This is a genomic window from Sinomonas sp. B1-1, from assembly GCF_050474465.1.
GTDB lineage: Bacteria > Actinomycetota > Actinomycetes > Actinomycetales > Micrococcaceae > Sinomonas > Sinomonas flava.
Genome location: NZ_JBCHVF010000026.1, coordinates 1 through 1,811, shown reverse-complemented (window position 1 = coordinate 1,811; position 1,811 = coordinate 1). Strand labels below are relative to the sequence as shown.

Annotated in this window: 1 protein-coding gene; it reads left to right on the top strand. The window is 71.9% G+C overall.

The window, feature by feature from the left end; all coding sequences use genetic code 11:
* Positions 1-79 precede the first annotated feature (79 nt).
* The gene (locus ACQ5BE_RS18905; protein ID WP_430298488.1) at positions 80-1,639 is read left to right on the top strand and encodes an IS1182 family transposase; all 1,560 of its coding nucleotides are present in this window, start codon (positions 80-82) and stop codon (positions 1,637-1,639) included.
* Positions 1,640-1,811 lie beyond the last annotated feature (172 nt).

Below are 1,811 nucleotides of genomic sequence, written 5' to 3'. Positions count from 1 at the left end.
CCTAGGAGACCGCTGAAGAATTGGGGGCGGCGAGGCGTGCCCTGCGTGGTTCGGGCCGCGGGTGGTTAAGACTGGGTTCATGCAGGGTCGCGATGACGGGCAGCGTGAGTTGTTGGATGTGGAGGCGCTGGCGGGGCATCTGCTGGTCCCCGGCAGCGTCTTCGCCTTCCTGGCCGCGCACCGCCGGGAGCTGTTTCCTCCGGAGATGTTCGAGGACCTGTTCCCCTCGGGCCGTGGCCGGCCCTCGATCCCGCCGGAGGTGGTGGCAACTGTCCTGGTCCTGCAGGCGCTGAACGGGCTCTCGGACCGCGAGGCGGCCGAGGCGGTGACCTACGACCTGCGGTGGAAGGCTGCCTGCGGGTTCTCGGTCGCTGACCGGGCATTCCACCCGACCACGCTGACGTACTGGCGCCGTCGGCTCGCCGACAGCGCTCGGCCGCAGCGGGTCTTCGAGGCCGTCCAGACTGTGGTGGCCGAGACCGGGGTGCTCAAGGGCAGGACCCGCAGGGCCCTGGACTCGACTGTCCTGGACGATGCGGTCGCCCGGCAGGACACCGTCACCCAGCTGATCGCCGCGATCCGCCGGGTCGGACGCGAGGTGCCCGGCGCCGAGGCGCTGATCGCGCGGGTGTGCACCGGCCACGACTATGCCCAGCCCGGCAAGCCGCGCATCGCCTGGGACGACCCGGCGGCCCGGGACGGATTGGTCTCGGCCCTGGTGTCCGACGCTCTGGCCCTGCTGGGGGTGATCGACGCCGAAGCGCTCGAGGGCAGGGCGGCCGAGGCTGTGGCCCTGCTGGCCCTGGTCGCCGGGCAGGACGTGGAACCGGCCGAGGGCTCCGACGGCACCGACGGCAGGTGGCGGATTGCCCGCAAGGTCGCCCCTGACAGGATGATCTCCACCGTGGACCCCGAGGCCAGGCACGCCCACAAGACCAGGGAAAGGAGACAGGACGGGTTCAAGGCCCACATCGTCGCCGAGCCCGACACCGGGATCATCACCGTCCCGGCCCTGACCAAGGCCTCCGGGCCCGAGAACTCCGACGCGGCAGTGGGCGCCGGGCTCCTCGGAAGAGACGCCACGACCGCTGGGGAGCGCATCGAGGTCCTGGCCGACTCCGCCTACGGCACCGGGGAGATGCTCGCGGCCGTCGCCGCGGCCGGACACTCTCCGGTGATCAAGCCCTGGCCACTGCGCCCCGCGGTGCCCGAGGGATTCACCCTGGACGATTTCGAGGTCGACGAGGCCGCCGGAACCGCGACCTGCCCGAACGGCGTGACCAAGCCGATCAGCCCCCGACGGCACGTCACCTTCGGCGCAGCCTGCCGCGCCTGCCCACTCCGAGCCCGGTGCACCACCTCGGCCCGGGGCCGCAAGCTCGAACTCCATCAGCACGACCGGCTCCAGCGCGAACACCGCGCCCGCGCCTCGGGCCCGGAATTCCTCCAGGTCTACCGGCGGCACCGGCCCATGGTCGAGCGCACGATCGCCTGGCTCACCCGCAGGGCCAGACGCGTGCCCTACATCGGAGTGGCCCGGAACAACGCCTGGCTCACCCTGCGGGCAGCCGGGCTGAACCTGCGACGGCTGCTCAACCTCGGCCTCGAGCGCCAGGACGGAGGCTGGGCCATCGCCTGAGAGGCCCACGCCCCGGGGCCCCGGGCCCGGTCAGCGGCCCCGCACAGCAACACCCCGAAACCGAGCCGCCCACGAGCAACGACCGGAACCAAGCCGCGAGAGGCAATAGAGCCCACCTCCCGCGGACTCCCAGACCAAGCCCGAAAGCCACTTCTTCAGCGGTCTCCTAGCC

Bases quoted from the DNA above. Each gene is read 5' to 3' on its own strand.
- ACQ5BE_RS18905 (WP_430298488.1), top strand. From the start codon at position 80: ATGCAGGGTCGCGATGACGGGCAGCGTGAGTTGTTGGATGTGGAGGCG.